General features: G+C 32.5%; 16 protein-coding genes. 8 read left to right on the top strand and 8 right to left on the bottom strand.

The genetic code is table 11. The annotated features are described in order from the left end of the window. Window positions 1–84 precede the first annotated feature (84 nt). The 4 genes from ACNQGX_RS10965 to guaA form a co-directional block, all read right to left on the bottom strand. Window positions 85–315, bottom strand: a complete 231-nt coding sequence (locus ACNQGX_RS10965; protein WP_131994394.1) for a DUF3820 family protein — start codon at window positions 313–315, stop codon at window positions 85–87. A gap of 86 nt (window positions 316–401) precedes the next feature. Continuing rightward, window positions 402–803: an OsmC family protein gene (locus ACNQGX_RS10960; protein ID WP_417976213.1), complete on the bottom strand. Its 402-nt coding sequence runs from the start codon at window positions 801–803 to the stop codon at window positions 402–404. Further along, window positions 803–2,743, bottom strand: coding sequence for a LysM peptidoglycan-binding domain-containing protein (locus tag ACNQGX_RS10955; RefSeq protein ID WP_417976211.1), 1,941 nt, complete (start codon window positions 2,741–2,743; stop codon window positions 803–805). Before ACNQGX_RS10955 ends, ACNQGX_RS10960 begins: the two co-directional genes overlap by 1 nt. A 129-nt stretch (window positions 2,744–2,872) precedes the next feature. Beyond that, on the bottom strand, window positions 2,873–4,402 hold the full coding sequence (guaA, locus tag ACNQGX_RS10950) for a glutamine-hydrolyzing GMP synthase (RefSeq protein ID WP_131916918.1): 1,530 nt from the start codon (window positions 4,400–4,402) through the stop codon (window positions 2,873–2,875). A gap of 324 nt (window positions 4,403–4,726) precedes the next feature. On the opposite strand from guaA, the gene ACNQGX_RS10945 reads away from it, so the two are divergent. Next, window positions 4,727–5,254 (top strand): hypothetical protein, encoded by a 528-nt coding sequence (locus ACNQGX_RS10945; RefSeq protein ID WP_417976208.1) that lies wholly within the window; start codon window positions 4,727–4,729, stop codon window positions 5,252–5,254. Window positions 5,255–5,279: 25 nt separating this feature from the next. Here the strand turns inward: ACNQGX_RS10945 and ACNQGX_RS10940 are convergent, their stop codons facing one another. Further along, window positions 5,280–5,972 (bottom strand): hypothetical protein, encoded by a 693-nt coding sequence (locus ACNQGX_RS10940; protein WP_417976206.1) that lies wholly within the window; start codon window positions 5,970–5,972, stop codon window positions 5,280–5,282. Window positions 5,973–6,112: 140 nt separating this feature from the next. Next, window positions 6,113–6,724, bottom strand: a complete 612-nt coding sequence (locus tag ACNQGX_RS10935; protein ID WP_417976204.1) for a hypothetical protein — start codon at window positions 6,722–6,724, stop codon at window positions 6,113–6,115. Between the two features lie 284 nt (window positions 6,725–7,008). Between ACNQGX_RS10935 and ACNQGX_RS10930 the strand changes: the two genes are divergently transcribed. The 6 genes from ACNQGX_RS10930 (at window position 7,009) to ACNQGX_RS10905 (ending at window position 12,731) form a co-directional block, all read left to right on the top strand. Next, window positions 7,009–7,392 carry a RidA family protein gene (locus ACNQGX_RS10930; protein WP_417976201.1) on the top strand — a complete coding sequence of 128 codons (384 nt, stop codon included), beginning with the start codon at window positions 7,009–7,011 and terminating at the stop codon, window positions 7,390–7,392. Between the two features lie 61 nt (window positions 7,393–7,453). Continuing rightward, entirely contained in the window at window positions 7,454–8,710 is a 1,257-nt protein-coding gene (locus ACNQGX_RS10925) for a voltage-gated chloride channel family protein (protein WP_417976199.1), read from the top strand. A 69-nt stretch (window positions 8,711–8,779) separates the two neighbouring features. Continuing rightward, the gene (locus ACNQGX_RS10920; protein ID WP_417976197.1) at window positions 8,780–9,784 is read left to right on the top strand and encodes a DHH family phosphoesterase; all 1,005 of its coding nucleotides are present in this window, start codon (window positions 8,780–8,782) and stop codon (window positions 9,782–9,784) included. 3 nt (window positions 9,785–9,787) lie between these two features. Beyond that, entirely contained in the window at window positions 9,788–10,441 is a 654-nt protein-coding gene (gldI, locus tag ACNQGX_RS10915; RefSeq protein ID WP_417976195.1) for a gliding motility-associated peptidyl-prolyl isomerase GldI, read from the top strand. A gap of 14 nt (window positions 10,442–10,455) precedes the next feature. Next, a complete protein-coding gene (locus ACNQGX_RS10910; RefSeq protein WP_417976193.1) occupies window positions 10,456–11,583 on the top strand; it encodes a peptidylprolyl isomerase in 1,128 nt (375 codons plus the stop codon). 35 nt (window positions 11,584–11,618) lie between these two features. Beyond that, a complete protein-coding gene (locus tag ACNQGX_RS10905; protein ID WP_417976190.1) occupies window positions 11,619–12,731 on the top strand; it encodes a peptidylprolyl isomerase in 1,113 nt (370 codons plus the stop codon). A gap of 194 nt (window positions 12,732–12,925) precedes the next feature. Here ACNQGX_RS10905 and ACNQGX_RS10900 read toward each other — a convergent pair whose 3' ends face one another. Next, window positions 12,926–13,366 carry a hypothetical protein gene (locus tag ACNQGX_RS10900; protein ID WP_417976188.1) on the bottom strand — a complete coding sequence of 147 codons (441 nt, stop codon included), beginning with the start codon at window positions 13,364–13,366 and terminating at the stop codon, window positions 12,926–12,928. 388 nt (window positions 13,367–13,754) lie between these two features. Here ACNQGX_RS10900 and ACNQGX_RS10895 point away from each other — a divergent pair, with 388 nt between their 5' ends. Further along, complete coding sequence (locus ACNQGX_RS10895; protein ID WP_417976186.1) at window positions 13,755–15,530, top strand: DUF6119 family protein; 1,776 nt, start codon at window positions 13,755–13,757, stop codon at window positions 15,528–15,530. Here ACNQGX_RS10895 and ACNQGX_RS10890 read toward each other — a convergent pair. Then, window positions 15,474–15,660: hypothetical protein (locus ACNQGX_RS10890; protein ID WP_417976184.1), on the bottom strand; the 187-nt coding region annotated here is incomplete at its 5' end. The genes ACNQGX_RS10895 and ACNQGX_RS10890 overlap by 57 nt on opposite strands.

Here is a 15,660-nt window from a genome sequence, read left to right as displayed (position 1 = left end):
GACTATTAGATTTTTAGACTCTTTTAGGTAAAAAAAAGCATAATCTAATTCTCTAAAAATCTAAGAAGTCTAAGAAAGTCTATCCTATGGTTTCGGGTATCTTTTTTTAATATTTCGTATCAATTCCTCTAATCCATTCAATTTTAGCTCATATATGAGTTGGAGTTGTTGCCCTAATTCCCCTTTCGGAAATCCTTTATTGCTATACCAAACCACATAATATTCAGGCAAGTCAATAAGATACTTTCCTTCGTATTTACCAAAGGGCATTTTAGTATGAGCAAGTTTGATGAGTTGTTTTTGGTTTTGATCCATTTTTTTGGAGAAAAAAAGAAAAAAGAGACAAGAAGTAAGACTATTAAATAAATCGTACTTCTTGTCTCTTTCTTCAATATTCTACTTTATTTCCAGTTAAAAATAATACGTTTTTCGATTTCGGTATTTAAACTCAGAAAAACAGGACAGGTCATAGCCGCTCTTTCCAGAATGGTTTTATTCTTTTGATCCGCTTCTCCATACATTTCAAAAGTAATTTCGATTGCACCGATGCGTCTTGGTTCCCCATTCATGATTTTAGTGACTTCAGCAGTTGACCCTTTCAAATCAATTTCCAGATCACGTGCTTTTATCCCCATAATAGTCATCATACAACTTGCCAAAGCATTGGCTACAGTATCCGTTGGAGAAAAAGCCTCCCCTTTCCCATTATTGTCTACAGGAGCATCCGAAATAATTTCAATTCCTGATTGTATATGAATTGAAGAGGTTCTTAAATCCCCTAAATAAGTCACTATTGATGTCATTAGTTTGCTTGTTTTATAGTTAAATCAGTGTCATAGTATAAGATATACACTCCTTTATTAATGTAACCACCGTCTTCTTTTTTGTAAAACTCGAACTTATTATCTACTTGCTCCGTAGCAGTATTGTCAACCGTTTCTTGATATTTTTTACCTTGTGACAATCGCATCATGGTATCAAAAGTAATATCAAAACCTCGTGTGGCAAATGCACTAGGATAAATTTTATTCTTCTTTTTAAATTCTTTTTCGAAAACTAAAGCTTCAGGAGATTCATTTTCACGAGTAACAGAAGGATACATTAATTTCAACTTTGTTAAATTTACAAAACTGATTTCATCCGTATCTAATGTTTCATTTGGTTCCAGAATAACCAATTGCACTTTATAAACAGCCATAGCACTTAACATAGTCGCTATTGTTGATTTAATCATTCCCGTATTTGCCGTTTCCATCACCACATAGTTTATTTTATCTTTCACAAATAAACTTTTTAAATTTTCAGCAGATACACCACCATTTGCATTAAGCGCTGAAAATTTTACATCTTTATGATTCTCTTTAATAAACTGTATAACCGATTCTTTTTTCTTATCGACTACCGCTACAATATTCCCATTTTTCGCTCTCATGAAATCGAACATGGCATTTTTAACGGCTGTGGTAGTAGGAATCGTTTGAAACATATTGCCAAATGAATTACCCGTGTCTTTTGACAAAGGTGAAATCACAGGCACTTGATTTGTACTTAATAATTCAGCGGTTTTTTCAACATTATTTTGATAGAAAGGCCCAATGATAGCATCAGAATTTTCTAGATTATTTTCTTTAATTAGTGCAGCAATAGTAGAGGTGTTTTTAGTTTCCTGAGAATCAAATATATTCACATCTATAGCAAGTCCCAGTTGTTTAGCCGAATCAATTGCCACCAAAGCTCCTGCATAAAAATCTAAAGTCATGTTCAAGAATTTGTCTTTTTTCAAGCGCATTGCAGTCGAATTGACAGTATCTCCTGCAATTTTTGAAATATTAAAAGGCAAAAGGAGTACTAATTTTTTTCTGCTGTTACTTTTCTTTGAGATTACAGCGTATTCTTTTTTAGTTTCCTGCGGGATACTAATCGTTGCCGGAACTTTCAAAACCATACCTTCCACAACACCTTGAGACAAAGCAGGATTAAGAGTAATTAATTCTTCCTGACTCATTCCTGCCATTTTTGATAAACTATAAAGTGTTTCTTTTGGTTTTACCACATAATTCAAATAATTGACTGCGGTAGAAACTTTTTCAGGAATCGCTTTTATAATTTCTTTTTTAGATTCAACCACTGTTGTAGTTTTATCCACTTTTGGAGCATTTCCTTTGATAATTAATTTATACCCAACAGGTAAATTCGAAACTATTTCAGGATTTTTTTTCTCCAATTCTTCAATGGTAATGCCATATTTCTTGGCAATAGAATATTTGGTTTCTTTTGGAAGAACATCATGATATACTACTTTTGCTTGTGTTGGAGTAGTATTTTTTTGTCCAATGCCCGAAGGAATAGTAAGAGTTTGCCCTATTTGCAATCCATCTTTTTCAAGAAAAGGATTTGCTTGTTTTAATGCTTCGTCAGAAACACCATATTTTTTTTCGATACCATACAAAGTCTCTTTTGGCGCTACTTCATGGGTTACAGTTTTCGCATTTGCCTTAGCCTGAACCGCTACTTTTTGTTTACCGCTACTTTTTGGAATCAGTAAAACACTATTGGGTTTCAAACCACTTTGTGCATCTGGATTTAATTGATAGATATCAAATGGAGTAACCTTATACTTTTGTGCAATCTGATTGATTGTCTCTCCTTTCTCTACTTTATGTGTAGTAGTTTTTTCTTGTGAAAAAACACTGTAATTAAAAAACAAAGCCGTTATACAAATCGCAAAAAAATATTTCATCATTTTTATTTATAAAATTATTCAATCATTAATAACGGAACGGTATCAAATTTTATTCCAAAAATTTGATACCGCTTTATAGAGAACATTAAAAATAATGATGTTCAAAGATTTAGATTAAAATCTAAATTATTATTCCCACTCAATAGTTGCAGGCGGTTTTGAACTAATGTCATACACCACTCTATTTACCCCTTTTACTTTATTGATAATATCATTAGATATTTTCATCAAGAAATCATACGGTAAATGCACCCAATCAGCCGTCATACCATCAGTAGATTCTACTGCACGTAACGCAATCACTTTTTCATAAGTACGTTCATCGCCCATTACACCTACACTGTTAACCGGAAGCAAAATTGCTCCTGCTTGCCATACTTTATCGTACAATCCCCAAGATTTCAATCCTTCGATAAAAACAGAATCTACTTCTTGTAAAATTCTAACTTTCTCTGGCGTAATATCTCCTAAAATTCTAATGGACAATCCTGGTCCCGGGAAAGGGTGTCTTCCTAATAATTCTGGATCAATTCCTAATGAAGCTCCTACTCTACGTACTTCATCTTTGAAAAGCATGCGTAAAGGTTCCACAATTTTTAATTTCATGTAATCAGGTAAACCTCCTACATTATGGTGCGATTTAATCGTCGCCGAAGGTCCTTTTACCGAAACTGATTCAATAACATCAGGATAGATTGTTCCTTGCGCCAACCATTTTACATCTTCTATAAGGTGCGATTCATCATCGAAAACTTCGATAAATACACGTCCAATAATTTTACGTTTGGTTTCTGGATCACTAACTCCTGCCAATTCCGACAAAAAGCGATCTCCTGAATCTACTCCTTTTACGTTTAAACCCATTCCCTTGTATTGGTCCAATACATTTTGGAATTCGTTTTTACGAAGCAAACCATTATTTACAAAAATACAGTATAGGTTTTTCCCAATAGCTTGATGCAATAAAACTGCCGCTACTGTAGAATCTACTCCACCAGAAAGACCAAGAACTACTTTGTCGTCTTGTAATTTTTCTTTTAATTCTGCCACCATTTCTTCAACAAAAGCATTTGGTGTAAAGTTTTGAGGAACTTCAGCAATTTTTACTAAAAAGTTTTCCAGCATTTTTGACCCATCAGTAGAATGGAAAACCTCAGGATGGTATTGAATGGCATAAGTTGTTTCACCTTCAATTTTGTAAGCGGCAAATTCCACGTCGTGAGTACTTGCAAGCTTTACTCCATTGGTCGGTAATACTTTGATACTGTCACTATGGCTCATCCAAACTTGACTATTCTCAGAAACACCTTCAAAGAAAATTTCGTTCTCTTTTATAAAAGACAAATTGGCTCTACCATATTCTCTTGTATTTGAAGCTGCTACCTCACCACCACTAAAATGGGATAAATATTGCGCACCGTAACAAACGGCCAGCATAGGAAGCTTTCCTCTAATTTGAGATAAATCTGGATGTGGCGCATCTTCTCCTCTAACAGAAAAAGGGCTTCCTCCAAGAATTACGGCTTTATAACTTGATAAATCACTCGGAAAATGATTGTAAGGGAAGATTTCGCAGAATATATTTAATTCGCGAACTCTACGCGCAATAAGCTGTGTATATTGCGATCCGAAATCTAAAATAAGTACGTTGTGTTGCATGCGCAAAAATACTTTTTATATTTTGAATTGAAAAATTGATTTTTGAAAAATATTCTTTTTTTTTCATTAAAGCATTCATTCCAATTTTTTATTCTACACAGTCAAAACCTTTTGACAAAAAACCAGCCATTTATTCCATGAAACATTGAATAGTTTACTTACAAATAAACTAAACGACATTTTTTTCAGTTAAAAGACTGGAATAAAAATAAAAATCGCATTTTAAACAATAGAAATGATTCTTTAAAGCATTAATTTTGCAAAGCGAAATTTATTAAATAAAATCACAAAAATTACCAACTAAAATTAAAACAGAAATTATTCATGAAAATTAAAACGTACACCATAATTTCACTACTAGCTCTTTTTATCGTTTCCTGTAGTGTCGTAGATCAATTATTGACTTTCACAATATCTAACCAAACTTCTTTTAAAATAGCCAGCGGATTTCCTCTTAACCTCGCCACTGAAATAATTACGCCAGATGTTACTACGAATTCTAGTGCAGAGTTTCAAAACAACAATACAAAAGCTGATTTAGTAAAGGATGTAAGAATAAAGGAGTTAAAGTTGACTATAACTGACCCAACTGATAAAACATTCAGTTTTTTAAAATCTATCCATTTATACATCTCAACAGATGCAAATGACGAAATAGAATTGGCTTATTTAGACAACATTAATTCTACCGCAAACGCTCTAAATCTAACTGTTTCACCAGAAAGATTAGACAAATACATTAAGGCTCCCAGTTATAAAATAAGAACTAAAGCTGTTATCAAAGAAACGCTAACTAAAGACATAACCGTAAAAGCTGACATGAAATTCAAAGTTACTGCTGATCCGTTTTAGGAAATCAGCAGTACTAAAATGCTGTTTATTCTTTAATAATTAGAAATTTTCCTTTTACACCTGCATCCCAATTTGCCCAATAATCAGATTTAATAAATTTTCCTTCTGCATCATAAATCTGAAACTCAGCGGTATTTCCACCTAACAATCCTTTATTAAGAGCTTCTATTACAAATGTATTTATTCCTTCTTTAAAAAATATTTTAAATTGCTGATAATTATCTTTCATTACCAATCTATCTTCTACAACTGCATCATTAACTGATGCTCTCGCTAAATCTCCATCAATCTGTCCAAAATCACGAAATTTAATTACAAAGTATTCTGATTTAGTTCTGATCTCTCCAAAATTGACATCAATTTTAACTAAAAGTCTAGAATCTTCTTTCAAACCCTCTTTAACTAATGTTTTACCTAAATCCTTTTCCATTTTATCCATATAAACATCTCCTGGATTAACAAATTCATTTTTTGGAGTCATGTTTATAGTGCTTGCTTCTCCAATTTTCAATACTGAACTGGGGGTTTTAATTTCAGGGCTTTTAAAAACATTTGGAGTTGCAATAGGCGGTATATCGATCTCCGGCGGGATTACTTTTTTAATTTTTGGACTTTTATCTATAGGTGGAATTGCTTTAAATTTTGTGCTAAAATCACTCTGACCAAAGCTTTTTGAAGCTATACCAATAATTATTATAAAAAAAAGAAACTGTTTCATACTAAGTTGGACATTGACGAATCAATATTTATTAAAAATTTAAAGTAAAAAAATCAATGGCATAAATTCACAAAAATAGCATAAATTAATTTTCTTTGTTTTTATCGAATTGAAAAATTGAATTTTGAAATTATCCCTTTCTATTCTTTCATTAATATTATGGTTGCTTTGAAGCCCATACCAAGATTCCATTGGCTATCCGAAATAAGACTTCCTTTATCATCATAAACTTGAAATTCTGCTGTATTGGGCGGAGCAAATCCTTCGTTTAACGCCTCAAAATCAATCTTATTAATTCCTTTTTCTAATTTTATCTCGAAACCTTTAAACTCTCCATCCATAACAACCTCATAATCAACAACATTATCGTTTAAATATACTCTAATCTTATCTCCATCAACGTATGCAGCATCTCGATACCGTATTTTGGATGTAGTTGATGTAGTTTTGAAATTGCCTAAATTTTGATTTCTTCTGTAAGTAACACCGTCTGGACTCGCTTCTTTTTTATTAATTACCTTAGGATTAACAAAATCGATTTTAGAGACATTATTAGGTAATGATGGTTCCAGTTTTTTTATAACTTTTGGCGAAGCGATTTTTGGCAAATCTGCTTTTGGCGGAGTTACTTTTTTAATTTTCGGGGCATTATTTTTAGGCGGAATTGGCTTAAATTTTGAACTAAATTCATTCTGGGCATATCCACTTAAAGACATACTTATTGCAATCATTAAAAATAAAATCCTTTTCATAACTTTTTTAAATTAGTTTATCTGTGCTTGTAAAATTTTAAAAATAAAAAACTAATCATATAGAATGACTAATTGCAGTATAATTTAACTTTCATTTATAACATTCAATTTTTAAATTTATTGCGTTTTAGAACAGATACTATTCTAACATTTCTCAACAAAAATTGAACTTTTTAATTAAAAATTACTGTTTTTCATTTCAGTATTTTTTATAAATTGCAAATATTATGCCACACCAAAAATTGCATTTAAACAATGTAAAATAATACCTAAATACAATTAAAATGAAAAGAGAAAACATATTGACAGGCTCACCATGGGAAGACAAAATGGGATATTGCCGTGCAGTACGCATTGGAAATATCATTGAAGTATCAGGAACGGTAGCCATTGTTGATGGTGAAAAAGTAAAAGCTGACGATGCTCATGCCCAAACACTAAACATTTTAGAGCGCGTAGAGAAAGTTCTGGAAGACCTGAATGTCAGCATGAAAGATGTCATTCGCACCCGCATTTTCACTACTGACGTTTCTACATTTGAAGCAGTAGCAACCGCTCATGCCAAATTTTTTAAAGACATAAAACCAACTACTGGTTTCTACGGAATTAATCAACTGGTAGCCCCTGAATATTTAGTTGAAATCGAGTTTACAGCTATAGCTTCTTAAAAACCGTTAATTCAAGAAGGATTATAATACTTTTGCAAAAAACACGCCTTCAATTCCAATAATGAATTTAGAAAACGCTAAAAAAATAATGTTTCTCACATTCAAATGGATTTTCATTTGTGTTTTGACAGGCATTTTTTCTGGATCGGCATCCGCATTTTTTTTAGTGGCGCTGGATTGGGTTACACAGTATCGTGAACACAACAACTGGATGATTTGGCTTTTGCCAATAGGCGGTCTGATGATTGGATTGGTCTATTATCATTGGGGAAAAGCTGTAGTTAAAGGCAATAACTTATTGTTGGAAGAATACGAAAATCCTCAAAAAACAATTCCTTTAAAAATGGCTCCATTAGTGCTTTTTGGCACCTTAATCACACACCTTTTTGGAGGTTCAGCGGGTCGTGAAGGAACAGCAGTACAAATGGGCGGCGCCATTGCCGATCAATTTACAAGAATCTTCAAACTTGATAATGCCGACAGAAAGACATTAATCATTCTGGGAATCAGCGCTGGTTTTGCCTCCGTTTTTGGAACGCCTTTGGCTGGAGCCTTATTTGCTTTAGAAGTTTTATATTTTAGTAAAATCAGTTACAAAAGCATTCCGTTGTCCTTTTTAACGGCATACATTGCTTATTTCACCGTTGAATTTTGGCACGTAAAACATACTCATTATAGCATTCCAATCCTTCCCGAAATGAGTTTTACAACCTTATTTTGGATAATTCCAGTCAGTATTCTTTTTGGTTTAGCCGCCATGCTATTTTCTCGGAGCACGCATTTTTGGAGTCATTTATTTTCAAAAAATATCCCCTTTCCCCCACTTCGTCCTTTCATTGGAGGGATAATTCTTGCGGTGGCCATTTACTGCATTGGAACTACAAAATACATTGGTTTGGGAATTCCAGCGATTGTTGATTCCTTTTCTAATCCAAATGCTTCGCATGATTTTATTTTAAAAATACTATTCACAGGATTTACGCTCGGAGCAGGGTTTAAAGGTGGCGAAGTGACTCCGCTATTTTTCGTTGGTGCTACTTTAGGAAGTGCTTTATCGATTGTGGTTCCTTTACCCATCGCACTTTTAGCAGGAATGGGATTTGTAGCTGTTTTTTCGGGAGCAACCCACACTCCTATTGCTTGTACGGTCATGGGAGTGGAACTTTTCGGGATAGAAAGCGGTGTTTTTATTGGGATTGCTTGTTTTATCGCGTATTTTTCTTCGGGATCGGTAGGAATTTATAATGCCCAGATAGTCAAAGGAGCAAAATATCAGGTGTATCAAAAATTAAGAAGAAAAAATATGGAACTTTTATAACATTGTAAAAGTTTGTTAATTACACAAATGATTTCAACTTTACATTAAAAAAATGTAATTTCGCAATCTATGAAAATACAAGACATTCAAGCGATACAGTTGTTATTATCAACTCCAAAAAAGATTGCCATAATCCCACACCGAGGTCCTGACGGAGATGCCATGGGCTCTACCTTAGGATTATATCATTTTTTATTAAAAAACAATCACCATCCTGTGGTGGTTTCTCCAAATGAATTCCCTGATTTTCTGGCGTGGATGCCCGGATCAGAAACCGTAAAAGTATACGAAAAAGACAAAGAAAATTGCACTAAAATACTGGAAGAAGCGGAACTTATTTTCACTTTAGATTTTAATGCTTTGCACCGCGTAGGCGAAATGGAACAGGCGCTAGCCAAGCTAAAAGCGCCATTTATCATGATTGATCATCATCAAAAACCAGATGATTATGCCGCATTTACCTATTCTGACACCTCATTTGGTTCTACTTGTGAAATGATTTATAACTTCATTTTATTTCTTGGAAAAAAAGAAGATATAGATAAAACTATAGGGACTTGTATTTACACCGGAATTCTTACTGATTCAGGTTCTTTTCGTTTTCCAAAAACAACAGGAACAACCCATCGAATTATCGCTGAATTAATTGATTTAGGTGTCGAAAATACGGAGATTCCAACCTTATTATTTGACAACAATTCTTTTGGAAGACTGCAATTATTAGGAAGAGCACTTCAAAATATGAAAGTGTTAACGGAACATAAAACCGCTTATACTACGCTTACTCAAGACGAGTTGAATACTTTTGATTATGTAAAAGGCGATACCGAAGGCATTGTAAACTACGGATTAAGTATAAAAGGAATCGTTTTTACCGCTATATTTATCGAAAATAAAGAAGAAAAAATCATCAAGATTTCATTTCGTTCACAAGGCGATTTTGATGTCAATCAATTTGCCAGAGATCATTTCAATGGTGGCGGACATCGCAATGCAGCCGGTGGAAAATCAGAAGTATCGATGGAAGAAACGATACGGAAATTTGAAGATTTAGTAACAACGCTAAAAATATAATAGATGTCAAAATTTAGTACGTTAATCGTATTTGGGTTCTTTTTATCCATACTCGCCTCAAGCTGTAAACAACATCAGGATGCCAGAAAGCCTATTTCACAGACTTCCGGAAGCTTCATGAAGAAATCAATCGCACGCAATAAAAAACTGGTTGCCAACGAAGAAACTCAAATTGAGGCTTTAATAAAAAGCAATCCGAATGTAAAATACATCGCTTCCAAAAAAGGATATTGGTATACTTATGTGACGAAAAATGAAATCGATTCCCTTACTCCCAAAAAAGGTGATGTTGCTTTTTTTGATTATGAAATAAAAGATTTAAAAGGTACTGTTATCTATTCTGAATTAGAATTAAGACCACAAATCTATTATGTAGACAAACAAAACATCATGATGGGATTGCGTGACGGCATCAAATTAATGCGAAAAAACGAAAAAGTGAGTTTCCTTTTCCCATCAAATATGGGATATGGTTATCATGGTGACGAGAAAAAAATTGGCACCAACCAGCCTTTAATATGTACTGTAACTTTACGTGATTTTAAATCGGAAGCAGTGTATAAAAAAGAAAGTGAAGCCCAACTAAAAGCAACACCCGCACCAGCAAAACAAGAAACCAAAGCCGTAATAAAACCCATAGACACTATAACTCAATAAAATTAAATTTAGAAATGAAAAAAAAGATCCTATTCGCATTCCTAGTTATTGCTTCATTTTACTCTTGTAAAGAAGAGCACAACAATCTTCCTGATGGTTTATATGCAAAAATAGAAACCAATAAAGGAGAAATAATTGTACAATTAGATTTCGAAAAAGCACCTATAACTGTTGCCAACTATGTAACATTAGCCGAAGGAAAAAATGAATTTGTCACCAATGAAAACCTCAAAGGCAAACCATTTTTTGACGGATTAAAATTTCATAGAGTACTTCCAGAATTCATGATTCAAACGGGAGATCCTTTAGGAACAGGATCAGGAGATACCGGTTATAAATTTAAAGACGAATTGTCAGATTTAAGATTTGATAAAGGTGGTGTTTTGGCTATGGCCAATAACGGACCTACAACTAACAGCAGCCAGTTTTTTATCACGCATCTTGCAACGCCTTGGTTGGACGGAAAGCATACTATTTTTGGTCATGTTGTCGAAAAAGGAATGGATGTTGTGAACAAGATTGTACAAAATGATTACATCAATAAAGTTACCATCATCAGAAATGGTGAAGCTGCCAAAAAGTTTAATGCTGTAAAAACATTCAATGATTATTTTTCAGTAGAATCTGAAAATCAAAAGAAAAAAGCAGCCATTGATGCTGAAAACAAAAAAGTGTACGACGCAAAATACAAGGAAGTTCGGGAACAAAAAATTGCTTATTTTGCTACTTTAAAAGCCAAAGCAACAAAAACGCCTACAGGATTGCAATACGTAATCACAAAGAAAGCTGGTGGTAAAAAACCTGCCAATGGCACCCATGTTTTCATACACTACGCCGGTTTTCTTGAAGACGGAGAATTATTTGATGCCAGTGTCGAAAGTGTTTCTAAAACTTTTGGGAAATACGATGAAAACAGAGCCGCTCAAAACGGGTACCAACCCATCCCTTTTCAAGCGGGTAAAAAAGATGGTATGATTCCTGGTTTCATTGAAGGACTGGAAAAATTATCTTTTGGAGACAAAGCTGTAATTTTTATTCCATCTCGATTAGGATATGGTGAAGCGGGAGCCGGAGGCGTAATTCCACCAGGTGCTAATATCATTTTTGAAATTGAATTATTGGAAACAATGCCTCAACAATAACAGATTAAAAAAGTTGGACCTTAAATACTTAAAAAATGAAATTTAAAATTCTGTTTTTATTATTTCTGGGAATGTTAAACTTGCATTCTCAAACTACAAAGAAAGCTGTTCCGGTTAAAAAACCTGTGACAACAGTGAAAGCTGCTGTAAAACCAGCTGTAAAAAAACCAGTAGTAATCGAAGGGATTTTCGCAACAATTGCTACAAACAAAGGAGATATTGTTCTTGAATTAGAATACAAAAAAACTCCGGTTACCGTAGCTAACTTTATAGCACTTGCTGAAGGTAAAAATACTTTTGTAACCGATGAAAAAATAAAAGGAAAACCTTTTTTTGATGGTTTAAAATTCCACCGAGTGATTAACGATTTTATGATTCAAGGTGGTGATCCATCCGGAAATGGTTCTGGAGGTCCCGGTTATACGTTCAAAGATGAATGTTTACCTGAATTAAAAATGGACAAAGCAGGTGTTTTAGCCATGGCTAATGCTGGTCCAGGAACTAACGGAAGCCAGTTCTTTATCACGCACAAAGAAACCAATTACTTAAACGGAAGACATACCGTTTTTGGCCATGTTACCAAAGGAATGGATGTGGTAAACTTAATTGCTCAAAATGATGTGATTACAAAAATCACGATCGTTAGAAAAGGAGCTCTAGCCAAAAAATTTGATGCGCCAAAAGTGTTCTCGGATTATTATGCCAATAAAGCCGAAGACGCTAAGAAAGAAGTTGAGCAGAAATTAGCTAAATGTAAAAAAAATACTGAAGCTAACTTTTTAGCCTATCCAAAAGTAGCAGTAGAATTTTCAAATGCAAAAACAACTGCAAGCGGACTAAAATATATTGTATTACAAGAAGGAACAGGAGCATCCCCTATAGCATCAAGTAATGTAAAAGTACATTACACGGGTATGCTTTTAGACGGAAAAATTTTTGATAGTAGCGTACAACGTGGTGAACCGATTAGCTTTGGTTTAAACCAAGTAATAAAAGGTTGGACTGAAGGTGTTCAATTAATGAAAGAAGGTGCTAAGTATAAATTCTATATTCCATCCTATTTGGCTTATGGAGAGCAAGGTGCAGGTGGTGTGATTCCACCAAATTCAGACTTAATTTTCGAAGTAGAACTACTTAAAATTAACTAATAATAAAAACATTCGTTTACATTAAAAAACCCGTCTCGTTCCTAAAAACGAGACGGGTTTTTTATGCGCTATCCTTTTAAATTTCGCTCCAGTCTTACAGGAACTTATATTCCTTATATGGTTAGATTTTAAAACACATAAGAAATATAAGTTCATGTAAGTTCTAAATTAGACAGACCGCTACTCTCAGACTATTATTTCTTTCCAAATTTCCAGTCAAATTCATCTTTTTGATTGATAATTGCACCAATCTCAAATTTCACCACCTCATCGAATTCCGTTTGAAAAATAATCCAGTTTTCCTCGTTGAAATAGTTTTCGAAGGTGTCGAATTCTTCCTGAGTGAATTTCGTTATTCCTTTGGCAGCCAAATCTTTTTTGACCTCGCTGATTTTTCTATTGATTATTTTATTCCCCAACAAATCCAGTTCCGCACTCGAAGCCACGATATACCCCAATTTGAATTCTTCCTCCACATAGAAAGTCAAACGCATTTTTAGTTTGTTGTAGGCAAAAATCACATTATCATCTTCATCCTTGTAATTCCTGTCCGGTTTACCGTAAATAGCGGTAACATCATTTTGTTTCATTCCGAAAATGAGCTTGTCAATTCCGTTTTTTGGATTTATTTTCATACGTAGTTTATATTTGTTTTTTAAAGGAATATGTAATTCGCATAGCGCTACCGGGGTTTATTTCGAGTTTACGTTATGCTCATTTCATATTCATTTATTTGACCGCAAAGTTCGCAAAGTTTTTCACAAAGTCCACTACCTTTTTTATTTAAAAATTAGTCGTACACAAACACCAATCTCCATCCCGAAATTCAAAAAAGCATCCAACAAATAAAAAGTCCTTTTGAAGATTTGTAAGAAAAAATCAATATATTTGAAATTAAATATTGTGTGATAATTATCACTCATATCTACCCAAATTTGGGTGGCTTTGTGTGATTTTGTCACACCTATATGCAAGTTAGCTACAATTATACCTCACCAAACTTGAAAAAACATCGAAAAAAAAATGAATTTAAATCCGAAAATTTATAAGATTAATAAAGGTCATAGACTTTTAACGGACTTAAAGAACACTTTGGATATCTGTAAATTCATAATTAATTGTGGTCGAAAAAGTTCCGACATTAATTTTAAATTAAAGGATGAAGATTTTTCATACCAAAATGATTTAGATAATAATTTAAAATATTTTTTATATACATTCAATTCTAATGAAGTAGAATCTGATTGGAAAAATTATTTTCCAAAATACTTAATAAAGAATTCAAATTTTATTCAACAAAAATTATCAGTAGTTTTTTTTATAGAATTTGAAGATTTCTTATATGTCATAATTGGTGGAAATTCATATAGAATTATAATTCCTTTTATTGACGATAACTTTGGTATTGATATTTATTCAAGAATTCTTGACCCTGAAAATGACGAACTTATATCGATTAAAACAAGAAGTTTAACGGGTAAAAAAGCAGGGAATTACTCTTTTTATAAAGAAAACTTTAAGTTAATAGACCATATTAAATTTGGCACAATTCCTAATGAAATAAGTTTGAAATTATCTAGTGTCAAAAATGATTATTTTGGTTTTCTAAAAAAATCGAAAAATGAAAAAATTCAAATTATAGTAAGTAATTCTATAAAGTTTAGAAAAAAAATTGAATTTGAATTACTAAAATCTTTAGTTAAGGAAATTAAATATATAGAAGAAATTGAGAAAAACAACTATTTAACAACTTATACAAAAATAGAAGATGATGATTTGGAAATTAAATTAAAAGCGAAACTTATTAGTGAAATTGTAAATGATATTCCAAATATTATTCAAAGAAAAATAAATCCTCGGAATAAATTTCATTTTGAATTTTGTTCGCCAAAATTTATTGATAAATTTTACGAAGCTGATGTTTATCATTTGTATGAAATCAAAGAAGAAAATAAATATTCATTGTTTGCAAAAACAATAGATAAAAATGAGATTTATGAAAGAGTAATAAATAGAGCTATAGAAAAATTCGGTTCAAATTACACTTTTAAAGAAATCGAATATTATTTATACGGAGTTAAAGTTAGGAGTTATAAAAATGATGACAAAAGACAGTTAACATCAGCTTCATTTTTAATGCACTTGAATACCGAATTTATTTTTGAAGATCAACCATATTTTTTATTAGATAATAATTGGTATTTACTGCAAGATAGTTTTGTAAAAGATTTAAATAATCAATGTAAAAGGATTTTAAAAAATTACACAATTCCAAAAAATATTTTATTTAAAAATTGGGATAAAACAGTTAATCGAAAAGAGTCTCAATATAATTTGTTGTATAATGATATTCCAAACTATTTGGTTTTTGATACTATTACTATTAATGGAATTGAATTATGTGATATATTATTCTATGATGAAACAAATTTATATTTAATTCACGTAAAATCAGGTTTTGATTCTTCTATGAGAGAATTATATAACCAAGTAATTCTATCGGCAAGAAGATTACAGGAATCAATTGATTCTAAAGAAAAAGAATATTTAAAAGTCAATTTTAAGTCTATTGAGAAGAAAAACAATACTAAAAACATAACACAATCTGAATTTATCAAACTATTTTCAAAAAAAATAAATTACGTAATGGCATTCACAAGTGATAATACTAAAGAAATAATAATTGAAAATAATCTCGACAAAATTAAATCTAGTATTGCTAAATTTTCAATTATACAATCTTCAAGTGAAATGCGTGGAGAATATTACGATTTGTTTTTTACTCAAATTAAAAGATAAAATAACTGTAGCTAATCGAGTAGACGGCTCCGCCAGAAACTGACGGAGTGCGCCTCTCACACCACCGTACGTACGGGTCTCGTATACGGCGGTTCGCAAAGTGATGGGTTGAGTTCCATGTAAATCTCCA

Source organism: Flavobacterium glycogeni (assembly GCF_048286775.1).
Classification (GTDB): domain Bacteria; phylum Bacteroidota; class Bacteroidia; order Flavobacteriales; family Flavobacteriaceae; genus Flavobacterium.
Note: the sequence above shows the minus strand (reverse complement) of the source record. Positions and strands in the feature narration are given on the sequence as shown.

Excerpts from the sequence above, each read along its gene's own strand:
- ACNQGX_RS10965 (WP_131994394.1), bottom strand. The coding sequence starts at position 315 with ATGGATCAAAACCAAAAACAACTCATCAAACTTGCTCATACTAAAATG.
- ACNQGX_RS10960 (WP_417976213.1), bottom strand. The coding sequence starts at position 803 with ATGACATCAATAGTGACTTATTTAGGGGATTTAAGAACCTCTTCAATT.
- ACNQGX_RS10955 (WP_417976211.1), bottom strand. The coding sequence starts at position 2,743 with ATGATGAAATATTTTTTTGCGATTTGTATAACGGCTTTGTTTTTTAAT.
- guaA (WP_131916918.1), bottom strand. The coding sequence starts at position 4,402 with ATGCAACACAACGTACTTATTTTAGATTTCGGATCGCAATATACACAG.
- ACNQGX_RS10945 (WP_417976208.1), top strand. The coding sequence starts at position 4,727 with ATGAAAATTAAAACGTACACCATAATTTCACTACTAGCTCTTTTTATC.
- ACNQGX_RS10940 (WP_417976206.1), bottom strand. The coding sequence starts at position 5,972 with ATGAAACAGTTTCTTTTTTTTATAATAATTATTGGTATAGCTTCAAAA.
- ACNQGX_RS10935 (WP_417976204.1), bottom strand. The coding sequence starts at position 6,724 with ATGAAAAGGATTTTATTTTTAATGATTGCAATAAGTATGTCTTTAAGT.
- ACNQGX_RS10930 (WP_417976201.1), top strand. The coding sequence starts at position 7,009 with ATGAAAAGAGAAAACATATTGACAGGCTCACCATGGGAAGACAAAATG.
- ACNQGX_RS10925 (WP_417976199.1), top strand. The coding sequence starts at position 7,454 with ATGAATTTAGAAAACGCTAAAAAAATAATGTTTCTCACATTCAAATGG.
- ACNQGX_RS10920 (WP_417976197.1), top strand. The coding sequence starts at position 8,780 with ATGAAAATACAAGACATTCAAGCGATACAGTTGTTATTATCAACTCCA.
- gldI (WP_417976195.1), top strand. The coding sequence starts at position 9,788 with ATGTCAAAATTTAGTACGTTAATCGTATTTGGGTTCTTTTTATCCATA.
- ACNQGX_RS10910 (WP_417976193.1), top strand. The coding sequence starts at position 10,456 with ATGAAAAAAAAGATCCTATTCGCATTCCTAGTTATTGCTTCATTTTAC.
- ACNQGX_RS10905 (WP_417976190.1), top strand. The coding sequence starts at position 11,619 with ATGAAATTTAAAATTCTGTTTTTATTATTTCTGGGAATGTTAAACTTG.
- ACNQGX_RS10900 (WP_417976188.1), bottom strand. The coding sequence starts at position 13,366 with ATGAAAATAAATCCAAAAAACGGAATTGACAAGCTCATTTTCGGAATG.
- ACNQGX_RS10895 (WP_417976186.1), top strand. The coding sequence starts at position 13,755 with ATGAATTTAAATCCGAAAATTTATAAGATTAATAAAGGTCATAGACTT.